Source organism: Nonomuraea sp. NPDC052129 (assembly GCF_040680095.1).
Taxonomy (GTDB): domain Bacteria; phylum Actinomycetota; class Actinomycetes; order Streptosporangiales; family Streptosporangiaceae; genus Nonomuraea.
Map to the genome: position 1 here is coordinate 279,062 of NZ_JBFAVX010000007.1, position 15,400 is coordinate 294,461.

The 15,400-nt window shown below is 70.3% G+C and carries 13 protein-coding genes; 6 read left to right on the forward strand and 7 right to left on the reverse strand.

Annotation, left to right across the window (positions count from 1 at the left end; translation table 11 throughout):
• Positions 1-29: 29 nt before the first annotated feature.
• Positions 30-2,240 (reverse strand): LuxR C-terminal-related transcriptional regulator, encoded by a 2,211-nt coding sequence (locus AB0L53_RS19310; RefSeq protein WP_363995259.1) that lies wholly within the window; start codon positions 2,238-2,240, stop codon positions 30-32.
• A 356-nt stretch (positions 2,241-2,596) separates the two neighbouring features.
• On the opposite strand from AB0L53_RS19310, the gene AB0L53_RS19315 reads away from it, so the two are divergent.
• Both AB0L53_RS19315 and AB0L53_RS19320 read left to right on the forward strand, forming a co-directional pair.
• On the forward strand, positions 2,597-2,791 hold the full coding sequence (locus tag AB0L53_RS19315; protein WP_363995262.1) for a DUF5999 family protein: 195 nt from the start codon (positions 2,597-2,599) through the stop codon (positions 2,789-2,791).
• Positions 2,788-3,384, forward strand: a complete 597-nt coding sequence (locus AB0L53_RS19320) for an ATP-binding protein (protein WP_363995265.1) — start codon at positions 2,788-2,790, stop codon at positions 3,382-3,384. The genes AB0L53_RS19315 and AB0L53_RS19320 overlap by 4 nt, the downstream gene beginning before the upstream one ends.
• Here AB0L53_RS19320 and AB0L53_RS19325 read toward each other — a convergent pair.
• Positions 3,347-5,398: an AAA family ATPase gene (locus AB0L53_RS19325; RefSeq protein WP_363995268.1), complete on the reverse strand. Its 2,052-nt coding sequence runs from the start codon at positions 5,396-5,398 to the stop codon at positions 3,347-3,349. The two genes, AB0L53_RS19320 and AB0L53_RS19325, sit on opposite strands and share 38 nt — an antisense overlap.
• Before the next feature lie 249 nt (positions 5,399-5,647).
• Here AB0L53_RS19325 and AB0L53_RS19330 point away from each other — a divergent pair, with 249 nt between their 5' ends.
• The gene (locus AB0L53_RS19330; RefSeq protein ID WP_363995271.1) at positions 5,648-6,862 is read left to right on the forward strand and encodes a crosslink repair DNA glycosylase YcaQ family protein; all 1,215 of its coding nucleotides are present in this window, start codon (positions 5,648-5,650) and stop codon (positions 6,860-6,862) included.
• A gap of 199 nt (positions 6,863-7,061) precedes the next feature.
• On the forward strand, positions 7,062-7,910 hold the full coding sequence (locus AB0L53_RS19335; protein WP_363995274.1) for a PhzF family phenazine biosynthesis protein: 849 nt from the start codon (positions 7,062-7,064) through the stop codon (positions 7,908-7,910).
• Here AB0L53_RS19335 and AB0L53_RS19340 read toward each other — a convergent pair.
• The 5 genes from AB0L53_RS19340 to AB0L53_RS19360 all read right to left on the reverse strand — a co-directional run bounded on the left by AB0L53_RS19340 (position 7,879) and on the right by AB0L53_RS19360 (position 12,178).
• On the reverse strand, positions 7,879-8,754 hold the full coding sequence (locus AB0L53_RS19340) for a biotin-dependent carboxyltransferase family protein (RefSeq protein ID WP_363995277.1): 876 nt from the start codon (positions 8,752-8,754) through the stop codon (positions 7,879-7,881). The genes AB0L53_RS19335 and AB0L53_RS19340 overlap by 32 nt on opposite strands.
• The gene (locus AB0L53_RS19345; RefSeq protein WP_363995280.1) at positions 8,751-9,452 is read right to left on the reverse strand and encodes an allophanate hydrolase subunit 1; all 702 of its coding nucleotides are present in this window, start codon (positions 9,450-9,452) and stop codon (positions 8,751-8,753) included. The genes AB0L53_RS19340 and AB0L53_RS19345 overlap by 4 nt, the downstream gene beginning before the upstream one ends.
• Before the next feature lie 5 nt (positions 9,453-9,457).
• Complete coding sequence (locus AB0L53_RS19350; RefSeq protein WP_363995283.1) at positions 9,458-10,213, reverse strand: 5-oxoprolinase subunit PxpA; 756 nt, start codon at positions 10,211-10,213, stop codon at positions 9,458-9,460.
• A gap of 84 nt (positions 10,214-10,297) precedes the next feature.
• Positions 10,298-11,830 carry a hypothetical protein gene (locus AB0L53_RS19355; protein ID WP_363995482.1) on the reverse strand — a complete coding sequence of 511 codons (1,533 nt, stop codon included), beginning with the start codon at positions 11,828-11,830 and terminating at the stop codon, positions 10,298-10,300.
• 123 nt (positions 11,831-11,953) lie between these two features.
• Entirely contained in the window at positions 11,954-12,178 is a 225-nt protein-coding gene (locus AB0L53_RS19360) for a hypothetical protein (RefSeq protein WP_225288959.1), read from the reverse strand.
• 154 nt (positions 12,179-12,332) lie between these two features.
• Here AB0L53_RS19360 and AB0L53_RS19365 point away from each other — a divergent pair, with 154 nt between their 5' ends.
• Both AB0L53_RS19365 and AB0L53_RS19370 read left to right on the forward strand, forming a co-directional pair.
• The gene (locus AB0L53_RS19365; protein WP_357940286.1) at positions 12,333-12,902 is read left to right on the forward strand and encodes an HhH-GPD-type base excision DNA repair protein; all 570 of its coding nucleotides are present in this window, start codon (positions 12,333-12,335) and stop codon (positions 12,900-12,902) included.
• A 194-nt stretch (positions 12,903-13,096) separates the two neighbouring features.
• Positions 13,097-15,190 carry a SpoIIE family protein phosphatase gene (locus AB0L53_RS19370; protein WP_363995286.1) on the forward strand — a complete coding sequence of 698 codons (2,094 nt, stop codon included), beginning with the start codon at positions 13,097-13,099 and terminating at the stop codon, positions 15,188-15,190.
• Positions 15,191-15,400 lie beyond the last annotated feature (210 nt).

Genomic DNA, 15,400 nt, shown 5'->3' on the forward strand with positions numbered 1-15,400 from the left:
GGTCCGTGACTTCGGACCCGCGAGAAAGGTCACGGTCTACCGGCCTGCTGTCGCGAGCTCCAGGCTTTGGCGACCTGCGACCTGGAGGTGAAACTCAGCTTGCGCAGGATGTTCTCGACATGGCCTTCGGCGGTGCGCTGGGCGATCACCAGGGCCTCCGCGATCTCCTTGTTGCTCAGCCCCTGCGCGACCAGTTCGGCGATCTCCCGCTCTCTGCGGGTCAGGACGGACGCGACATCGGATTCGGGCGGGGGGCTCGCGGTGCCTCTGGCCGGCTTCTCCTCCAGCGCATAGGCGACGGCCTGGTCGAGCGTGAACTCCGAGCCGCGGGTGAAGGCCGTGGTGAACGCTTCGTTCCTGAGGCTCCGTCGTAGCCGGGCCTCGCATCGGCCGTGGAGACCCGCCAGATGTCCGAGTCCGGAGAGCGAGGTCCCGATCGACCGCCAGACCATGTGCGCGGCGCCCAGCAGTTGAGCGGCGCGGCCGTCCTGATGCTGGTCGGCGATGATCCAGGCGAGTCCTTCCAGACCTTCGGCGATGCCGAAATGGTCGTTGCACCGCAGCTTGAACCGCAGAGCGTCGCGCATCATGGCGACGGCGGTGTCCGGATCATCGTGCCGCCACCGGTCCAGGGCCGTGATCCACAACGCGTAGGACACGGACCAGTCCGCGTGCGCCTTCTGGGATGCCTCCAATGCCTCCTGACAGAGCGCCGTCGAGCGGGGATCGTTCATGACCACGGTGACCATGCTCAGCTGGAAGAGGGCGACCCATGAATGACCCCGGTGGCCGAGGGCGCGGCGGCGGACCAGGGCCTCTTCCAGGAGAGCGAACGATCGGGCGAAGTCTCCGGCCAGCAGCGCGGAGAAACCGGTGATGTGGAGCGCGCCGGCGAGTTGCGCCTCATCACCCAGCCGCTCGGCCAGCGCACGGCACTCCAGCAACAGGGGCTGTGCGGCCAAGAGGTCGCCCTGCAGCAGCAGGAGCCACGCGTCGACCCACAGGGCCTTGGCCCGCGCGGCGATGGGGCGGGGCTCCTGGGCCAGCGCCCGCTCCAGCCAGTGGTGTCCTTCGCTGGGGGAGCTCCACGAAAGCCGGTGGCTCCACATCGCGGCGGCGATCTCGAGGGCGGCCCAGGCCTGACCCGGCTCGGTCAAGCAGAATTCCAGCGCCCCCCGTACGTTGGCCTGCTCCTGACGGATCCGGACGAGCCATTCCATCTGGCTCTCGCCGAACCACTCGGCCTCCGCCCGCGCGGCCAGCTCGCGGCACCAGTCGCGATGGCGCAGCCGAAGCGTCGTCTCCTGGCGGGAATCGGTGAGCCGTTCCCAACCGTACTGGCGCAGCGTCTCCAGCATCTCGAAACGTACGCCGGTGTCCTGTGTCTTCCGCAGCAGGATCGACTTGTCGACCAGCTCTATCAGCAGGCTGGGGATGTCCTCCCGGGCGATCCCGTCGCCCGAGCACACCTCTTCGACCGCTTCCAGATCGCAGCCGCCGGAGAACACCGACAAGCGTTCCCACAGCAGCCGTTCCTCGGGCGAGCACAGGTCATGACTCCAGTCCACCAGCGCCCGCAGCGTCTTCTGGCGGGGCACCACGACCGAGCGTTCCGTCGCCAGCAACCGGAACCGGTTGTTCAGCCGTTCGAGGATCTGGTCGACGGACAAGGCCCGCATGCGCACCGCCGCGAGCTCGATGGCCAGCGGAATCCCGTCGAGCCGCTGGCACAGCCGCGTCACCGCCACGCTGTTGGCGGCATCGACGGTGAAACCCGGCACGACGGCCGCCGCACGGTCCTCGAACAGTCTCACCGCCTCGTGGCGCGCGTCGGCGGTCGCGACCATCGCATCGCCCGTCCCGTATATGGTCAACGGCGGTACTTCCAGGAGGTGCTCACTCGGCACCTGGAGCGACTGCCGGCTGGTCGCGAGAATGTGCAGCTCAGTCGTCGCGGAGAGCAGCTTGCTGGACAGGATGGCGCATTCGTTCAGCACGTGCTCGCAGTTGTCCAGCACCAAGAGCAAGCGCTTGTTGAGCAGATGCTCGGACAGCGCGGCCACGGTCGGCTGGCGGCAGCCGACCGTGGCCGCGATGGTCTCCGCGAGCAGCTCTTCGGCCACCAGCGGCGCCAGGTCGATGAACCACGCCCCGTCAGGGAAGGCCCGTGACATCTCCGCGGCGACCCGCAGCGCCAGCCGCGTCTTGCCCACTCCGCCGACGCCGGTCAACGTCACCATCCGGCCAGCGGAAAGCAGACGTCTGGTCTCGGTTAGCTCATGCCGACGACCAACGAAACTCGTCAATTCGGCTGGCAGGTTCCCCGCTTGCCGCCGTGTCATCGTCCCCATGACAATTTCAGGCTAACTCATCTCGGCCGCGCGAGTTCGGTGCGCCCGGTGTGAGCGGTCACTCAGCTGATGGCGTCCTGACCTGCGATGATAGCCGCCCGATACCTACGTGCTCCTTACCTACGTAGGTAGGAACGGGTAATTATCCGGGCATTTATCCCGTCCTACTTCCACGGTCCGCGTGCGCATGCTGGTGTGGTCAGCAAAGAACGTCGTGACAGCGGCGACCGAACCAAGGAATGATCATGTGTCAGCACCAGCCTCGGTGCCCATCCGCATACGCAGGCGACCGCGAGGCCGCGCGCCTGGTGGCCTTCCATCCCGAGCAGGGGTGGGGTCTGCTGTGCAACGGCGTGGTGGTCTTCGAGGACAACGGTGAGATCCTGCCCGACGGGCGTAGCGTTCCCGCCCACTACTGCCACCTCGGGCGGGCAGCATGAACCAGCACTCCGGATCCGCGCTCATGACCGAGAGCACACTCCGGCAGGACGACCCGGGGGACAGGGTCATGCCCTGGGACAGCCACACGCCGGTCTGGGACCGCCTCAAGGCCGGCATCCGGCGCCTCGGGGAGTTGGTCACCGGCTCCGGCCACCTCCCCGGTATGGAGGTCGCCTCCTGGTCGCTTTCCCCGGGCATGTCCTCGGTGCCCGAGGCGCGACGTCTCACCCGTGCCCGTCTCGCCGCATGGGGATTCGATGAGCTGGCCGAGGTCGCCGAGCTCCTGGTCAGCGAGCTCGTCACCAACGCGTTGCGCCATGCGCCGGGACCGCACCGGTTCACCCTCTACGCCAGTGACGGCCTGCTGCGCGGCGAGGTCGAGGACGCGGGCACCGCGCCGCTCTGTCTCCACCAGGCCACGCCCGGCGACGAGCATGGCCGCGGACTGGACCTGATCGACCTGCTGGCCTGCTGCTGGGGCAGTGAATCCACGCCCAGTGGGAAGACCGTCTGGTTCGAACTCTCCGCCGACTGCGCCGCGAAGTCGGACGGTTTCAGTCTTTCACCGCACAAGTCGGCACATCACAGGTGAGCACGCCTTCCACACCGAGTCGCGTCCCGTCTCGGAAGCTCGCCGCGAACGCCCGATTCCCCAGCGTCTCGCGGGCCTGCTCCGCGCAGCGCTCGTGCCATCTCGCGTGGTACCACAGCCGAGTGGGTGAGGCGTCCGCCGCCTGCCACAGCGAGTGCGCCGCCCCCAGCATCCGGGCGGCCCGTTCATGCTCCCCACGCGCACCGGCGATCCACGCCAGCACCTCCAGGCACTGTGCGAGGCACCAGCGGTCGTTGACCTCTTCGGTCAACTCGGCGGCCGCCCTCACCAGCGCGTCGGCTCGTGGGTAGTCACCCAGGTTCCACACGGCGATACCGAGCGCCAGCTGGGCGTACCCGCGGGACACCACCATGTGATGGGTCTCGCACAGCGCCAGGAGCTCCTCGCCCAGCCGGACGGCTCGCTCCGGGTTCTCGATCGAGCCGTACGCGGCCGCGTAGTACAGGTTGAGCACGACGCCGTGAACGTTTCCGGCGGCCCTGAAGAGGGCGAGCGACTCCTCCAGGAGCGCGAGGCCACGTTGGGTGTCACCCGTGGAGAACGCGGCGACACCGGAGGTCCGGATGGCGAACGGCAGGACATCCTCGTTCCCCGGCTGCCGGGCGATGAGGTGGCATTCCCGAAGTCTCGGCACCGCCGCCGCCAGGTCGCCCTGGCGCAGGGCGAGCATGCTGTCCACCCAGAGCGCCGTCGCCCGCGCGCTGTCGGGCGTACGCGTCAGCTCCAGGGCGCGCTCCAGCCAGTAGCGGCCCTCGGTGAGTGCGCCGGCCAGGAGCCAGAAGCACCACAGCTTCGACGCCGTCTCAAGTCCCACGTGAGCCAGGCGTGGCTCACTGAGGCACAGCTCGAGTGCGACGCGCACGTTGGGAAGCTCCTGTCGCAGGCGCAGGTATCGCTCGGCCTGGTCCGGGACGATCTCGTCGATCTGGTGCTGGTCGACCAGATCGCGGTAGTGGTCGATGTAGCGCCGGCACAGTACGCGCCTCTCGGCGGGCGACAACTGCTCGCACCCGTACGCGCGGATGCTCTCCAGCATGCGATACCTGAGCCCGGCCTCCCACCGCTCGCAGACCAGGATCGACTTGTCCACCAGCCCGGCCACCAGATCGATCACCTCGGCGGGGGAGATCCCCTCGCCCGAGCACACCGCCTCGGCGGCATCCAGGTCGACCCCGCCGGGGAACATCGACAGCCGGGTCCACAGCCGCCGCTCCGCCGGTGAGCACAGGTGGAAGCTCCAGTCCATGGTCGCGCGCAGCGTCTGATGGCGGGGCAGCGCGGCGGGGCTCCCCGTCGCCAGCACCTCGAAGCGCTCGTCCAGCTCGCGCGCCAGCTGTTCCAGGGGCAAGGCGCGCAGTTGCACCGCGGCCAGCTCGATCGCCAGCGGGATCCCCTCCAGACGCCGGGCCAGCCGGGCCACGGTCGCCGCGTTGCTCGTGTCCAGGGAGAAGCCGGGCGCCGCACTCGCCGCCCGCTCCACGAAGAGGCGCACCGAATCCTGCCGGGCGATGTGGCTGAGGGGGCGGCTGGAGCCCGGCACGGACAGGGACGAGATCTGCAGCACCTGCTCGCCGTACACACTGAGCGTCTGCCTGCTGGTCGCCAGGATCCGCACCCGGGGAGCGCCCCGCAGCAGCCGGGCCACGAAGCGGGCGCAGTCGTCGAGCAGGTGCTCGCAGTTGTCCAGGACCAGCAGCATCCGCTTGTCCGACAGGTGGTCCACCAGCGCGGTCATGGGGTCGGGTCCCGCCTCGCGCAGTCCCAGCGCCCCGGCGACGACCGGCTCCAGCAGGTGGCCGGCCTCCAGAGTGGCCAGCTCGACGACCTCCACGCCGTCCTTGTAGGCGCTCTGAAGGGTTTCCGCGACCCGGTGCGCGAGCCGGGTCTTGCCGACACCGCCGGTGCCGGTCAGGGTCAGCAACCGGGCCTGAGACAGCCCTCTCCTGGCCGCGGCCAGCTCGTGCCTGCGCCCGACGAAGCTGGACCCTTCCATGCGAGGACGGGCCCGGATCGTACGACCGCGCTCTGCCTGGATCATGATGCGTTCTGGCCGTCCGAGGCGTGCTGACACTCGCCGACGTGCGATGCCACCTCAGTCATGACTGCTCCAGCGGCTCAGGCTTTCACTGCCGTCATGTCTGAGCCGTCATCAATCAGATTATGCCCGGACCGTTGCCGCCGCACCCGTGGCCTCTCTGGGGGCTGGGGGGAACTGTCGTAGCTCCGGTGTAGAAGTGAAGCCGTGACGATCCAGCTGACCTGGCCGAAGATCCTCGCCTGGCGCCTGCGCAGGCAGTTCGTGAGCGCTGCCGACGGGAGCGACGCGGTGGCGATCGCGCGCCGACTGTGCGGCGTGCAGACCCAGGTCGCCTCCTCGGCACAGCTGGCCGTGGCGGTGCGGAGCGCGCGGCCCGACCCGGGCGGGATCGGCCGGGCGCTGTGGGAGGAGCGCACGCTGGTCAAGACGTGGATCATGCGCGGCACCCTGCACCTGCTGCCCGCCGACGAGCTGGCCGACTACTGCGCGGTGCTGGCCACGCTGCGGACCTGGGAGAAAGGCTCCTGGCAACGCGGCCATGGCGTCACGGCGGCGGAGATCGCCGCGATCATCGAGGCGGTCCCCGAAGCGTTGCGAACATCCCGAGCCGCGTCCCCGGCCCTGACCCGGGACGCCTCCCCTGACCCGGCGCTGACCCCGGACGCCTCCCCTGACCCGGCGCTGACCCCGGACGCATCGCCAAGCCCCGCGCTGACTCGGGAGGAGCTGGTCGAGGCCGTCGTCGAGGTCACCGGTGACGAGCACCTGCGTGCGGCGCTCACCTCCGGTTGGGGCGCCCTGCTCAAGCCGCTCGCCCGCCTCGGCGAGCTCTGCTACGGCCCGCCCCGCGACGGCAGGGTGACCTTCACCGCCCCCCGCGGCTGGCTGCCCGGCTGGCCGTCGGAACTGCCGCCGTACGAGGAGGCAGGCGTGCGGCTGGCCCGGGCCTTCCTCGGCGCGCATGGGCCGGCGACTCCGGAGATGTTCGACACGTGGTTGTTCGGGGGCGTGGCCAGGAAGGCGGTGCTCAAGGGCTGGTTCCGCGATCTGGCTCCGGAGCTGACCGAGGTCGAGACCGATGACGGGCACACGCTGCTCGCCCTCACCGAGCAGCTGGACGAGCTCGCCGCCACCGAGCCGTCCGAGGAAGTGCACCTGTTGCCGGGCTTCGACCAGTACATCCTGGCGGCCCCCCGCACCCTCACACCGCTGCTGCCCGCCGCCGCCAAACCCAAGGTCAGCCGCCAGGCGGGCTGGATCTCGCCGGTCATCGTGCACCGGGGACGGGTCGCAGGGGTCTGGGAGGCCAAGAACGGGCGAATCACGACCGACCTGTTCGAGCCCGTCCCCGAGAGCCTCCTCGACGACGCGCTCTCCCGCGTCCGCCCCCTCCTCACCACCACCCCGCCCGAGAACTGATGACGGGATGTGGGCCGGGATCACCGGCCGTTGGCGGGTGTGGGCCGGGACCGTCGGCCGCTGGTGGGTGTGGGCTGGGATGGCCGGCCGTTCGTGAGTGCGGGCTGGGATCGCTGGCCGTTGAGCCGCACCGCCTGGGCCAGGTAGGCGGTAGGCGGCGTGATCAGGACGTTCTGGGTCTTGAGTGGATACTTGACGTATGTTGCGCACCTTCCGCCAAGTCGACGTCTTCACCGCCACGCCGTACCAGGGAAACCCGCTCGCGGTGGTCCTCGACGGCGACGGCCTGAGCACCGAGGAGATGCAGCGGTTCGCCCACTGGACGAACCTATCCGAAACCACCTTCGTCCTGCCCTCCACCACTCCCGGCGCCGACTACCGGGTGCGGATCTTCACCCCGACGAGCGAGCTGCCCTTCGCCGGGCACCCCACGCTGGGCACCTGTCACGCCTGGCTGGAGAACGGAGGCACACCGAAGGAGCCGGAGACGGTTGTGCAGGAGTGCGGCGCCGGGCTGGTGACGTTGCGCAGGACGGACGGCGGGCTGGCGTTCGCCGCGCCCGCGCTGCTGCGGTCGGGCCCGGTGGACGAGCCGCTGGTCGAGCGCATCGCGGGCATGCTGGGCATCGGCCGCGACGAGATCGTCGACGCCGAGTGGGCCGACAACGGGCCCGGCTGGGTGGCGGTGCTGCTGCGGAGCGCGGACGATGTGCTCGCGCTGCGCCCCGGCCCGATCGACATCGATTTGGGCGTGGTGGGCCCCTATCCGCCGGGGTCGCCGCTCGCGATCGAGCTGCGGGCGTTCTTCCCGGTCAACGGCAGTACGGCCGAGGATCCGGTGACCGGCAGTCTGAACGCCTCGGTCGCCCAGTGGCTGCTGCGCACCGGCCGCGTCACGGCCCCCTACGTGGCCGGCCAGGGCACCATGCTGGGCCGCGCCGGACGCGTCCACATCACCACCGGCCAGAGCCCCGAGGACGGTCAGGAGCCGGTGGTCTGGGTGGGCGGCTCCAGTGTCACGTGCGTTGTCGGCCGGGTCGAACTGTGAACCGCACGCTGTCGCCCGGCCGGAGCTGGGCGGCGATCGGCAGGTCCGCCGACCGCACCACGCCGATCACCGGGTAGCCGCCGGTCGGTGGGTGGTCGGCGAGGAAGACGATCGGCTGCCCGCTCGGCGGCATCTGCACCGCCCCCGTCACCATGCCCTCGCTGGGCAACTCGCCCTCACGCGCCCGCGACAGCTCTCGGCCGCGCAGGCGTACCCCCACGCGGTTGCTGTCCTGGCTCACCTCGTACGGCTCGGCGCAGAGCTCGGCGAGCGCGTCCGGCGCGAACCAGTCGTCGCGCGGCCCCGGCACGATCCGTAGTACGGCGGGCGGTGGCTCCCCGGCGGGCGCCAGATCCACCGAGATCTCCACCAGGCCCCCGGAGCCGCCCACCGGGAGCACGGTCCCCTGGCGCAGCGGCGCCGGGCCGAGCCCGGACAGCGAATCCGTGGAACGACTGCCGAGCACCGGCTCGACGGCGATCCCGCCCCGCACGGCCAGATAGGTCCGCAACCCCCATACAGGCGCCCCGAACCGCAACTCACTCCGGGCCGGAACCCAGAACGGCACATTCATCCCGGCCACCACTGTGGTGGGCGAAGGCTCGATCAGTGGGCAGGGCGCGCCCGTGACCGCGACCCAGGCGCCCGAGCGGAACGCCAGCCGCGCCCCTCCGTACGTCAGCTCGATCCCCGCCGCGTCCTCGGGGTTGCCGACGAGCCGGTTGCCCAGCCGCAGGCTCGCCTCGTCGGCCGCGCCGGAGCGGGGCACGCCCAGGTGCGCGTAGCCGGGGCGGCCCAGGTCCTGGATGGTCGCGTACGGGCCCGGCGTGAGCACTTCGATCATGCCGGCTCGAACCGTACGCGGGTTCCGGGCCGGAACAGTGACGGCGGCTCGGCGTCGACGTCCCAGATCCGCGTCGTCGTACGGCCCAGCAGCCGCCACCCGCCCGGCGAGGCGGTGGGGTAGATCGCGGAGTAGGGACCGGCGATCGCCACCGAACCGGCGGGCACCGACGTACGCGGTGTCGCCAGCCGTGGCAGGTGGAGCGCCGGATCCAGCCCGGTCAGATAGGCGAACCCCGGCGCGAACCCCAGCCAGCCCACCACCAGCTCCCGCCCGGTGTGCCGGGCGATCACATCGTCCACCGACATCCCGGCCAGCTCGGCCACGGAATCGAGATCCTCCCCGTCATAGACAACGGGAATGACCACGACCTCCTGCCCTCCGGCCCCGAACAAGGCCCCGTCAGGCTCCCGGGACTCAAGCACTTCGCCGGGCTCCCGGGGCTTGAGAGCCCCGCCAGGTTCCCGGGTCTCGACCACCTCGCCAGGCTCTCCGGACTGGAGCATCTCGCCGAGCAGTTCGTCGAGCCGCGACCGCAGCCGCCCCTGGTCCGCCCCAGGCGCCACCACCAGCACCGTCTCGGGCCCCGGCACGACCTCCACCACCCCTGCGGGCCGCGCGGCACGCAGCACGGCGTCGAGCCGGTGTGACACGGCCAGTGACCCCGTTTCCACGAGCAGCCCGTGCTCGCCGGCCATCCGGATCATGCGAAGGCCTGCAGGACCACTCCCGCCTCCAGCAGCCCATCGCGTACGGCCTGCGCCAGTCGTACCGCGTCGGGTGTGTCGCCGTGCACGCAGATGGACCTGGCGGAGACCGACACCGGGCTGCCGTCCACGGCGGTCACCCGGCCCTCGACGGCCATCCGCACGGCGCGGGCGGAGACCGTGGCGACATCGTGGATCACCGCTCCGGGCTCGCGCCGCGAGACCAGCGTCCCGGCGGCCGTGTAGGCACGGTCGGCGAACGCCTCGGTGATCGTCGGCACGCCCTCGGCGGCGGCCGCCCCGTGCACCACCGAGCCGGGCAGCGTGAGCACCGGCAGGGAGGTGTCGTAGTCGGCCACGGCCTCGATCACCGCGGCGGCCTGCTCCTCGTCGCGGCAGATGCGGTTGTAGAGCGCGCCGTGCGGCTTGACGTAGGAGACCCGGCCGCCCATGGCCCGCGCGATGCCGTCGACGGCCGCGAGCTGGTAGAGCACCTCGGCGCAGAGCTCCTCCGGCTCGACGTCCATCTCCCTGCGCCCGAAGTGGGCCAGGTCGCGGTAGGACACCTGCGCCCCGATCGCCACGCCCCGGTCCACGGCGGCCGCGCAGGTGCGCCTGATCGTCACCGGGTCGCCGGCGTGGAATCCGCAGGCGACGTTCGCGCTCGTGACGATGTCGAGCAGCGCCAGGTCGTCGCCCAGCCGCCAGACGCCGAAGCCCTCGCCCAGATCCGCGTTGAGGTCGATCACCATGCTCCCATCATGGCGGTAACGGCCACCTCAGCGCGACGATGGGGTCACGGACGCCGGCCCGCGGTGAGGCGGGCGTACGGCGCGCTAGATCTCGTCGGGAATGTCGGCGATGTCGTCGAGGGCGGAGGCGAGCTCGTCCGGGTCGCCGCCGATGCGCTCGGCGATCTCGATGAGCACGTGCAGCACGTCGTGCCGGTCGTGGCCGAGGTCGAGCAGCCGCTGGGCCGCCTCCCACAGTTGCGGCGGGTCCCCGTCCCACAGCCGCGCGGCGATCTCCTCGTGCCAGGCCAGGTGCTCCTCGTCGATGGCGCCGACGTGGTCGATCTCCAGGAGGGTACGCCGGTCGGCCTCGTCGGCCGGGTTGAGCGCGTCCAGGTCGATGCCGCCGTGCACGCCCTGCAGGAACGGGAACGCGAAGGCCCGCCTGGCCAGCGCCGACAGGTCGCCGTCCGGCAGCAGCCGCTCCAGCAGCGGCCGGTCCAGGCCGAACGAGGTCGGATCCCGGTAGGCCTCCGGGAACTTGCCGGTCGCCTCCCACACGGCGTCCAGCGTGTCCTTGAGCCCCGTGTCCGGCAGGCCGGTGCGGCGGGCGGCGAAACGGATCCACGCCGACAGCACGTGCGGCATGGCCTCCTGCTCGGCCACGCTTAACATCACCTTGCGCGGCAGCCAGTCGAGCAGGAACGTCTCGCACTTGGTCGGGCTCACCCGGAGCGGCCGGTTGAAGTCCTGCTCACAGCCGTAGTCGATGATGTGGTCGGCGCACCGCGAGGCCGCCGACGGGTCGGACAGGTGCTCGGCCGCGTCGGAGGCGAGGAACTCCGCGGCCAGCATCGCCCGCCGCTCGCGGCTGTAGGGGGCCTCGATGTGCAGGGGAGCGGGGCGCTTGCGGCCCGGCGGGAGGGCCTTGAGCCGGGCGCGAGCGAAGGCGTGATAGGCGCTGTAGCTGTCGCTGACCGGCGGCGGGGTCTTCGGCTCCCTGGTGGCCTTCATGGCCGACTCCAGCAGCGCCCTGGCCTGCTGGGGCTCGATCTCCTCGAACAGCAGCATCGGGTTGCCGGCCGCCTCGACCCGTGCCTTGTCCAGCAGCGTGTCGACCTGGGAGGAGACCCAGGCGTCGCGCGCCATGCCCGACATGTTGTGGTCGACGACCATGACCAGCGCGTGCCGGTCCTGCTCGCGCTCGAAGGTCACCGGCGCCTCGCCGCCCGCCTGCTCGTCGCGGGGGCCCTCGCTCCAGCGGTAGCCGAACGTGCAGATCACGGTGTCCTGGTCGCCGTAGGCGTCGCGGGAGACGTAGCAGCCGGTCGGCTTGACCGCACCGACCCGGTCGGCCCAGCCGGGCCGGGCCACGCCCGACTCCATCATCGCCAGCGCCGCGCCCTCCGCCTTGGCGCCCTGGCGGGCCGTGCCGAGATAGGCCAGGCAGATGAGCAGCGTCAGCGACGCCGGAGTGCCGGCCTTGGCGGCGTAGTCGACCAGACCCTCGCCGAGTACCTGTTCGACATCACCACCCCTGACGCGCCTGCCCCACCAGGCTCCGATCATGTCGGAGACCATCAGCTCCGCGTCAAGAGGGCTGCGCACGGCCAGAAGCTCGCGAGCCGCCTGCACCATCTCCTTGAACACATCGTCTGGTGGGGTGCTCTCCCGGGGATCTCGTCGGTGTCGGCGCACGCCCTCACTCTCTCGCATTCCAGACCGAAACGGTGCGTAGAACGCGGCCTGGTGACCCCGATGTTATCGGGGAGTCCGGGGCGGCGGTGCGGAGTTCACGATCGCCAGTAGATGTTCGCGGGCGATGCGTTCGATGACATCGGGCGTCGGGGAGATGCCGAGGTGCTGCGCGCAGGCGCAGACGTCGGACACGCAGCGGTCGATGGTGTCCACGGGTATGGTCAGGAACTCTTCGGCCAGCCTGAGACTGACCGGCTCCCTGAGGAAGCGTGTGGCCAGAGCGAGCATAGATGTGAGATTCCTCTGGAGCCCCGGGGCAAACCCCCAGGGAATGGATGCAGGGCGACTTGCGCTCCCATTTCATCTTTTCTCGGCTGAGTGTCAAGCCTCCACAACGCTTGTGTTCGCTTCTTCGGAACCGCATTCGTGCGAAGCTGTTCCCATGCGCATCCAGCTCGCCCAGCGGACGGAGGCCGACGATCTCCTCGGCCGAAGTCCGCTCGCCCTGCTCGTCGGCATGCTGCTCGATCAGCAGATCCCGATGGAATGGGCGTTCACGGGGCCTCACACCATCTCCGAACGCCTCGGGCACGACCTCACAGCGGAGGAGATCGCGGCTCGCGATCCCGAGGAGTTCGCCGCGCTGCTGGCCGCCAAGCCGGCCGTGCACCGCTACCCCAAGGCGATGGCGGACCGGGTCCAGCAGCTGGCCGCCTACCTTGTGGAGCACTACGACGGCAATCCCGAGAGGGTCTGGAGTGACGTCGCCGACGGCAAAGAGTTGCTCAACCGGCTCCTGGGACTTCCCGGCTTCGGCAAGCAGAAGGCTCAGATATTTTTGGCATTGCTCGGCAAGCAAATGGGGGTTCAACCGCCAGGATGGCGCGAGGCGGCTGGACCCTATGGCGAGGAGGGGTCGTTGCGTTCGGTAGCGGATGTGGTCGACGCCGACACACTGGGTCGCGTTCGGGCCGCCAAGCAGGAGGCCAAGCGCGCGGCCAAGGCCAAGTAGCCTGATCTTGCTGCGCAACGTGGAGCGATTTTGACAGGATGCGTTGACCGTATGGCGGCCGGGGCTTCCGTCCGCGCCTGCCCATCGCCGATGATGTACTGCAGAATCCGGTCGCCCGGAGCTGCGCTACGCCGATACACAGTTATGGAGATGTGCCGCGTGGGAGACCCTGGCACGCGACGGAGGTGCCGACCATGAGCGCCGAGACCTCCGTTCCCCGTCCCCGGGAGTCGGATGTGGACATCTCAGACTCCGCCCTCTTCAAGGGCATGCTGTCGGAGGCGGAGTTCGCCTTCGCGTTCTTCGACGCCGCCGGCCACGTACAACTGGTCAACGACGTGTTCACCGAGGTCGTCGGCGTACCCGCCGAGCGGCTGGTCGGCCGCGCGCCAGCCGAGACGCTGACGGCCGACCTCAGCCAGCTCATCACCCATGCGGTCCAGGCCGTCACCGAGAGCGACTCTCCGGTCACTGAGAGTCGCGTACGCGTGCGCTCGTCCGAGGGGGAGACCAGGCACTGGTCGCTGTCGTTCTCGCCGGTGCACGACGACGCGGGTGAGTTGCGGGCGATCGCGCTCATCGGCCTCGACGTGACCGAGAGCCGCCAGATCGAAGAGGACCTGCGCCGCAGCGAGGAGCGCTACCGCTCGCTGGTCGAGGCGCAGTCGCAGCTCGTCTGGATCACCTCGCCGACCGGCACGGTGGTGGAGGACGCGCCGCAGTGGCGCGCCATCACCGGCCAGGGGCTGGAGGAATACCTCGCCCTGGGCTGGCTGGAGGCCGTGCATCCGGAGGAGCGCCAGCAGACCGAGGAAGCCTGGAAGGAGGCGCTGCGCGGCCGCACGATGTTCGAGTGGAACTACCGCGTGCGCACCCGGGCCAGCGGTTACCGCCACTTCGAGGTGCGGGCCGTGCCCATCATCAGGCACGGCAGGGTCGTGGAGTGGGTCGGCGCCAACACCGACGTGACGCCGCAGCGCGAGGCCGAGGAGATGCGCGGCAGGCTGACCGACCAGCTCGGCGCCGCGGCCCTGCGCACCGCGCGGCTGCAGGGCGCCACCGCCCAGCTGGCCGAGGCGCTCACCGTCGAGCAGGTGGTGCAGGTCATCATCGACGTCGGCCGCACCGCCCTGGCCGCCGACCGTTCCGCGGTCGCGCTGCTCGACCCCGACCGTGCCGCGCTCAAGCTGATCAACGGCGAGGGCGTCCCCGAGGCGTCCGACACGCTCGGCGAGGAGATCCCGCTCTCCTCCTCCAGCGTGATGACCATGGCGGTCAACAGCCGCCGGCCGGTCTTCGCCGAGTCGCCCGACAGGCTGAAATCCCAGCTTCTCGAAGCCGGTGGCGACGAGCAGGTGCTGACCAATTATCTCACGCACAGTGATGAGCGGGCCTGGGTCGGCCTGCCGCTGCTGGCGGCCGGGCGGGCGCTGGGCGCGCTGCGCTTCTCCTTCACCAGACCGCAGAAGATCTCCCAGGAGGACGGCGTCTTCCTGGAGGCGCTCGCCGGGCAGTGCGCGCTCGCCGTGGAGCGGGCCACGCTGTTCGAACGCGAGCACCGCACCGCCGAGACGCTCCAGCGCAGCCTGCTGCCCGACCGCCTGCCGGTCGTCAAGGGCCTGGTGCTGGCCCAGCGGTTCCGCTCGGGCAGCCGTCACGTGCAGGTCGGCGGCGACTGGTACGACGCGTTCGTGCTGCAGGACGGCCGGGTCGCGGCGGTCGTGGGCGACGTCATGGGCAAGGGCGTCAAGGCCGCGGCGGGCATGGGCCGCATCCGCAACGCCATGCGCGCTCTGGCGCTGACCAACCCGCCGCCCGCGGCCGTGCTCACCGGCCTCGACCGGGTCTTCGACGCCACCGAGGAAGAAGAGCAGGTCACGACCCTCGCCTACATGGTGGTCGAGCCCGTCACCGGCGAGGGCACGCTGGCCCTGGCGGGCCATCCGCCGCCCGTCCTGGTCTCCCCGCAGGGCACCGCGGTCCTGGGCGACGTGGAGCCGGGCACACCGCTGGGCTGGCCGACCAGCCGCCGGCAGTTCCGGTTCGTGGTGCCGCCGGGACACACCGCCGTGCTCTACTCAGACGGCTTGGTGGAGAACCGGAAACGCGGTTTGGACGCAGGACTCGCAGAGCTTTGCAGTGTTGTGACCGAAGCGCCGCCTGAGGTGGTCAGTAGTCCGCACATGTTGCTGGACTTCCTGGTTGACCGGATGTTGTCTGGATATGAACAGGATGATGACGTTACCGCCCTGGCTATCCATGTGCCGCCCGCCACGAAGAGTGACTGAATGAATCAGTCATAAGGGTTGCTTTCGGGTATCAGTGCCGCGCTTACGTACGCACTACTGTCTGGGTCGGCCTAGGGTGGAGGTCAACCGCCGGGAGGTGGCCGTATGGAGTGCGTGGTCGTGCCAGAATGCTGGACAGGTCCGTCGCGATCCGCACGGCCGCATCGTTCTCCGAGAGAGGCAACAGCCCCCCAGCGGGTATCTGGGTCC